The sequence below is a fragment of the Rhodopseudomonas sp. BR0C11 genome (assembly GCF_010820945.1).
Classification (GTDB): domain Bacteria; phylum Pseudomonadota; class Alphaproteobacteria; order Rhizobiales; family Xanthobacteraceae; genus Rhodopseudomonas; species Rhodopseudomonas palustris_H.
Window position 1 is genome coordinate 1 of record NZ_QTKI01000349.1, and the last position, 5,154, is coordinate 5,154.

Genomic DNA, 5,154 nt, shown 5'->3' on the forward strand with positions numbered 1-5,154 from the left:
ACGATGGATTGCGCCATCGACGCCGCCGCCGCCGAGCAACGACGAATTGGCGGCGTTGACGATCGCGTCGACGGCGAGCGTGGTGATGTCGGCGACGACGACCTCACAGGTCGCCGTGCCGATCTGGCGAACGAAGGGGCTCAGGCGGCGGCCTTGATGCCCTTGTCGGTGAACAGCTTCTGCAGTTCGCCGGCCTGGAACATTTCGCGCACGATGTCGCAGCCGCCGACGAATTCGCCCTTCACGTACAGCTGCGGGATGGTCGGCCAGTTCGAATAGACCTTGATGCCGTCGCGCAGCTCGGCGTTCTCGAGCACGTTGTGGCCCTTATACGGAACGCCGATGTGATCGAGGATCTGCACCACCTGACCGGAGAAGCCACACTGCGGAAACTGCGGCGTGCCCTTCATGAACAGCACCACGTCGTTGGCCTTCACTTCGTTGTCGATGAATTGCTCGATGCTCATGGCGAATCCTTTTGCGGCGCGGCCGGCTGACCACCAGCGGCCGGGTCGAACGGTCATATATGTATCCTGAAACCTCTGGATAGCCCAAGTCAAAACCGATTGAGCCCGGCTGTCGCGTTGACTTCGCTGCCCTTTTTCGGCGGCCCGGGGCCGAACCCGAGTGGCCGCCTGACCATCGGTAAAATCTCGGCCGGTACGCCGCTGGCCTTTCATCCGGATCGCCAGCGCCTATCTGATCTGGAACTCATTCCCAACAGCAGCGTTTTCCACCAAACCGGAGATGCTCGTGACGATTTTGTCCTCCGCCGCAAGCTCTGCAGCCGAATCTTCCACATCGTCCGTCTCCGCCCGCTATCGGGCCGCTCAGCTGGCCCACGCCTATCGTACCGTGCGCGACGAGACCGAGCGCCGCGCGGCGCCGCTGTCGCCGGAAGATCAGGTGGTGCAATCGATGCCGGATGCGAGCCCGGCGAAATGGCATCGGGCCCACACCACTTGGTTCTTCGAGCAGTTCCTGCTCGGCCCGCATTGTCCCGGCTATCAGGTGTTCCACCCCGACTACGCCTTCCTGTTCAACTCCTATTACGTCTCGGCCGGGCCGCGGCATACCCGCGCGGCGCGCGGCCTTCTCACCCGTCCCGGCGTCGCCGAAGTGGCGGCGTATCGCCGCCACGTCGATGAGGCGATGCTGAACTGGTTCGCGACCGCAGACGCTGCCAAGCTCGAAGAGATCGCTCCGCTGATCGAGGTCGGGCTCAATCACGAGCAGCAGCACCAGGAATTGCTGCTCACCGATATCCTCCATGCTTTCGCGCAGAATCCGATCCCGCCGGCCTACGACCCGGCGTGGCGGCTGCCGACGGGCCATCGCGGCGACGACTGGGTGGCGTTGCCGGAAGGCATCCACCCGATCGGCCACGCCGGCGACAGCTTCCATTTCGACAACGAAAAACCGGTGCACCGGGCGCTGGTGGGACCGGTGCGGCTGGCACGCCGCCTCGTCAGCAATGCCGAGTGGCTGCAGTTCATGGCCGATGGCGGCTATCGCACCGCCACGCTGTGGCTGATGGACGGCTTCGCCTGCGCCGAGCGCGAAGGCTGGGAAGCCCCGGGGCATTGGCGGCAGGTCGACGGCGAATGGAAGATCATGACGCTCGGCGGCCTGCAGAGCATCGATCCCGCCGCCCCGGTCTGCCACATCAGCTACTACGAGGCCGACGCCTTCGCGCGCTGGACCGGCAAGCACCTGCCGACCGAAATGGAATGGGAGGTCGCGGCACGCGCTGGTCAGCTTCCCGACGCCTTCGGCACCGTCTGGCAATGGACCCGCAGCGCTTACGCGCCTTACCCGGGCTACAAGGCGATCGACGGCGCGCTCGGCGAATACAACGGCAAGTTCATGGTCAATCAGTTGGTGCTGCGCGGCTCGTCCTGCGCCACGCCGGAGGGCCACAGCCGCGTCACCTATCGCAATTTCTTCTATCCGCATCACCGCTGGCAGTTCACCGGCCTGCGGCTCGCCGACTACGGCGCCTGATTTGAAAACCTAGATGCGCCGCGCGCGCAGCCCGGAGGATCGCCTATGAACGTGCACGTCGCTGTGCAGACGCAAGCGCATCGGCTCGATTCCAACACGGCTGCGTTTGCGCGCGACGTGCTGGATGGGCTGACAAAACCGCAGAAGGAGCTGTCGCCGAAGTACTTTTACGACGACGCCGGCTCCGAGCTGTTCGTCGAGATCACCCGCCTGCCGGAGTACTATCCGACCCGCACCGAGCTCGGCATTTTGCGGGACCGCGCCGCCGAAATCGCAGCTTTTATTCAACCGGACGCGGCGATCGTCGAATTCGGCGCCGGGGCCACCACCAAGATCCGCCTGCTGCTCGCCGCCCACCAGGTCGCGGCCTATGTGCCGGTCGATATCTCGGGCGATTTCATCATCACCCAGGCCGAAGCGTTGCAGCGGGACTTCCCGCAGCTCGCGGTGCATCCGCTCGCCGCCGACTTCACCAAGCCGTTCGCGCTGCCGCCTGCGGTCCGCGACCTGCCGAAGGTCGGGTTCTTCCCCGGCTCGACGATCGGCAACTTCGAGCCGCAAGAGGCGCGGCGATTCCTGGAGAGCGCCCGCGAAATTCTCGGCCGCGGCGCCCGAATGATCATTGGCGTGGACCTGGAGAAAGACGAGCGCGTTCTGGTGCCGGCCTATGACGACGCCGCCGGCGTCACCGCCAAGTTCAATCTCAACCTGCTGATCCGCATCAACCGCGAACTCGTCGCCGATTTCGATCTGTCCGCCTTCGCGCACCGCGCGATCTACAACCGCGATCAGCACCGCATCGAAATGCACCTGGTCAGCCTGCGCGACCAGACCGTGCATCTGTTCGGCGAACGCATCAGCTTCCGCGACGGCGAGACCATTCACACCGAGAACAGCTACAAATACAGCTTGGAGCGGTTTCGCGCGCTGGCGCAGCAGGCCGGCTGGACTCCGGCGCGGTGCTGGACCGATCCGGACACGGTGTTTTCGGTACACGCGATCGAAGCGAACTGACAGCCGCGTCGTCGGTCGCCTGACTAACTAAGCCGCAGCGTCCTCTGCGGCGGCGATCTGCGCGGTGCGCCGGCCGCGCGCCTCGGCGGCGCATTTGGCGACGTGGACCTCGCGATTGATCACTTGCAGATTCGGCAGTCCCCAATAGCCGAGCAGCTCCGGCCATGCGCGATCGCGGTGCTGCCGCCACACCTGAAACAGCGGCACGAGGTGATCGACCTCTACAGTCCGCCACAGCCGCCGATTGGTCTCACGGCAACGGCGGCCTTGCAGGCGCCGCAACAGCTTGGTCTGGCCACTCGGTGCATTCCAGAACTGCCAGGCGGTGACGCAGGCGCTGTGCCAGGTCGCATTCTTGTTGATGCCGGCGTCCCATAGATCGGCGTGCCAGCCGAACCGGTACACCGGCTGGCCGCAGACACAGCAGAAGCCGGGGCCACGCTGGTGCGCAGTCTCACGATACGGCGCAGGCGGGGTTCGAAACGTTGCCGGCAGTCCGGCCTCTGGATCGCCGACGTGCCACTGCCAGCCGGCGGGGGCGCCGCTGCGCGCCGCGAGCACGCGCGCCAGCCGCTCCGCCCGCAGCGGATGCGCCCGCCAATACGAGTCGACGGCGACCCGGAGCGTCGAGGGCACATAGGCGCGAGCTTTGGCATGGATCAGCACGGACTGCGGGAAGACCTCCGGCAGCCGCTTGGTCAGCCGCGCCAGCGCCAGCGCGTTGGCCTTCTCCTTTTCGTCCCGCCAGTTCGACATGTGTCCCACCCACCGAGACGGTGCCGCGCGGCTGTAAAGCCTTCGTTAACGTCGTCGCCGCGCAGCGGACCATGCCCATGCGCTCGCCCGCCTTTGCGGATTGTGACAGATTTGTTATGCGATCCCGTATGAGAAGCGGATTCGTGCGATGGCTTTCGACCGACACGGCACAGCCGCGCCGTCGCCTGTCGTTGATCGTGGTGATCTCGCTTTATCTCGTCTCAGGCCTGCTGCATCAGATCGCCTGCCTCCATCCGACAGAGGTGGCGGCGACCGCCGTGTTCAGCACGCATTCTGTGGATGACAGCACTGACGCCTCGGCCATCTCGGTCTGCGATCGCTGCCCGTCGTGTTCATCTGCCGTCATGCCGGCCTCCTTGGTCGGACGCTCATCGCCCGACAGCCAAAAGGCCACCTTTGCCTGGGCTTCGCTGGCGATCGCGCTGCGGGCAAGTCCCGATACGCCCCCGCCCAAACAGGCCGTCTGACCGACGACGAGTCCGGGCGCCGCGACACCGCTCCGCCCGCCAAATGCCGATGAAATTTCGCCACCCGTGCCGGGCGCATCAGCGCTCGCCGGCCTGACTCGAAGCATCCGCTCCGATCTGTCTGGAGAGGCGATGCTTCGCGCAGGGCACGAAACGCGTGGCCGTGCTGAAAGGACGACGGGATAATGCCCGAGACGAACAACAAATCCGCCGACGAGACGATCGGCACCGCCACCGACATCGATCATGCCGATCGTCTGCTACGTCGTCTGGTCTGGGACGTATCAGCGATCGGTTTTTCGATCCTGCGGATGGCCGAACTGCTCGGGCGCCGAGTCGGCCTGACGGGATCGCAATGGCTGCTGATCAAGGCGGTCGACTTTCTGGCCGACCGGGATGGCGTTCCGGTCGGCGAAGTCGCGGCGCTGCTCAATATGAAGGGATCGTTCGTCTCGGCACAGATCCGGCCGCTGGAGCAGCGCGGCCTGCTCATCCGCACCCAATCCGCTGAAGATCGGCGGGTCATTCTGCTGTCGCTGACCGGGAGCGCGAAACAGACGCTGGCGCGTGTCGAGGACGAGATGTGCAAAATCGAGGAGATCGCCCGCGGTACGCTGGTCGATCAGCATGTCGGAGAACTGTCCGACAGCGTCAACGCAATGCGCCGGCGCATGGATCGCGCAACCGCGCGCGTTGCGCGGCTCGACTAGCAGCAGCTCGACTAGCGATCGTGCGAGACGCAGGGCGGCCTAACGGCGAGGCCGCCCGGCTTTGGACAGTCGGGGCCCGCCGTCAGGCTTCCGGCACGCCGGTCTGCAGCGCCAGCGCGTGCAGCACGCCGCCCATTTGCCCCTGCAGCGATTGATAGACGATCTGGTGCTGCTGGACCCGC

At 65.5% G+C, this 5,154-nt stretch carries 8 protein-coding genes; 4 read left to right on the forward strand and 4 right to left on the reverse strand.

Translation table 11 applies throughout. The annotated features are described in order from the left end of the window. Together DYI24_RS20685 and grxD are read right to left on the reverse strand one after the other, a co-directional pair. On the reverse strand, window positions 1–144 hold a 144-nt coding region (locus DYI24_RS20685; RefSeq protein ID WP_205523613.1), incomplete at its 3' end, for a macro domain-containing protein. Beyond that, window positions 141–467 (reverse strand): Grx4 family monothiol glutaredoxin, encoded by a 327-nt coding sequence (grxD, locus tag DYI24_RS20690; protein ID WP_012495203.1) that lies wholly within the window; start codon window positions 465–467, stop codon window positions 141–143. The genes grxD and DYI24_RS20685, both read right to left, overlap by 4 nt. 280 nt (window positions 468–747) lie before the next feature. Here grxD and egtB point away from each other — a divergent pair, with 280 nt between their 5' ends. Together egtB and egtD are read left to right on the forward strand one after the other, a co-directional pair. Further along, window positions 748–2,004, forward strand: a complete 1,257-nt coding sequence (egtB, locus tag DYI24_RS20695; protein ID WP_164573657.1) for an ergothioneine biosynthesis protein EgtB — start codon at window positions 748–750, stop codon at window positions 2,002–2,004. A gap of 45 nt (window positions 2,005–2,049) precedes the next feature. After that, window positions 2,050–3,018 (forward strand): L-histidine N(alpha)-methyltransferase, encoded by a 969-nt coding sequence (gene egtD, locus DYI24_RS20700; protein WP_164573658.1) that lies wholly within the window; start codon window positions 2,050–2,052, stop codon window positions 3,016–3,018. A 27-nt stretch (window positions 3,019–3,045) separates the two neighbouring features. Here egtD and DYI24_RS20705 read toward each other — a convergent pair whose 3' ends face one another. Then, window positions 3,046–3,774, reverse strand: coding sequence for a hypothetical protein (locus tag DYI24_RS20705; protein ID WP_164573659.1), 729 nt, complete (start codon window positions 3,772–3,774; stop codon window positions 3,046–3,048). A 128-nt stretch (window positions 3,775–3,902) separates the two neighbouring features. On the opposite strand from DYI24_RS20705, the gene DYI24_RS20710 reads away from it, so the two are divergent. Both DYI24_RS20710 and DYI24_RS20715 read left to right on the forward strand, forming a co-directional pair. After that, window positions 3,903–4,262 carry a hypothetical protein gene (locus tag DYI24_RS20710; protein WP_164573660.1) on the forward strand — a complete coding sequence of 120 codons (360 nt, stop codon included), beginning with the start codon at window positions 3,903–3,905 and terminating at the stop codon, window positions 4,260–4,262. A gap of 185 nt (window positions 4,263–4,447) precedes the next feature. Then, window positions 4,448–4,972 carry a MarR family winged helix-turn-helix transcriptional regulator gene (locus tag DYI24_RS20715; RefSeq protein ID WP_205523612.1) on the forward strand — a complete coding sequence of 175 codons (525 nt, stop codon included), beginning with the start codon at window positions 4,448–4,450 and terminating at the stop codon, window positions 4,970–4,972. A gap of 82 nt (window positions 4,973–5,054) precedes the next feature. On the opposite strand, the gene DYI24_RS20720 is transcribed toward DYI24_RS20715, so the two are convergent. Beyond that, window positions 5,055–5,154: BolA/IbaG family iron-sulfur metabolism protein (locus DYI24_RS20720; protein WP_164573661.1), on the reverse strand; the 100-nt coding region annotated here is incomplete at its 5' end.

Bases quoted from the DNA above. Each gene is read 5' to 3' on its own strand.
- grxD (WP_012495203.1), bottom strand. From the start codon at position 467: ATGAGCATCGAGCAATTCATCGACAACGAAGTGAAGGCCAACGACGTG.
- egtB (WP_164573657.1), top strand. From the start codon at position 748: ATGCTCGTGACGATTTTGTCCTCCGCCGCAAGCTCTGCAGCCGAATCT.
- egtD (WP_164573658.1), top strand. From the start codon at position 2,050: ATGAACGTGCACGTCGCTGTGCAGACGCAAGCGCATCGGCTCGATTCC.
- DYI24_RS20705 (WP_164573659.1), bottom strand. From the start codon at position 3,774: ATGTCGAACTGGCGGGACGAAAAGGAGAAGGCCAACGCGCTGGCGCTG.
- DYI24_RS20710 (WP_164573660.1), top strand. From the start codon at position 3,903: ATGAGAAGCGGATTCGTGCGATGGCTTTCGACCGACACGGCACAGCCG.
- DYI24_RS20715 (WP_205523612.1), top strand. From the start codon at position 4,448: ATGCCCGAGACGAACAACAAATCCGCCGACGAGACGATCGGCACCGCC.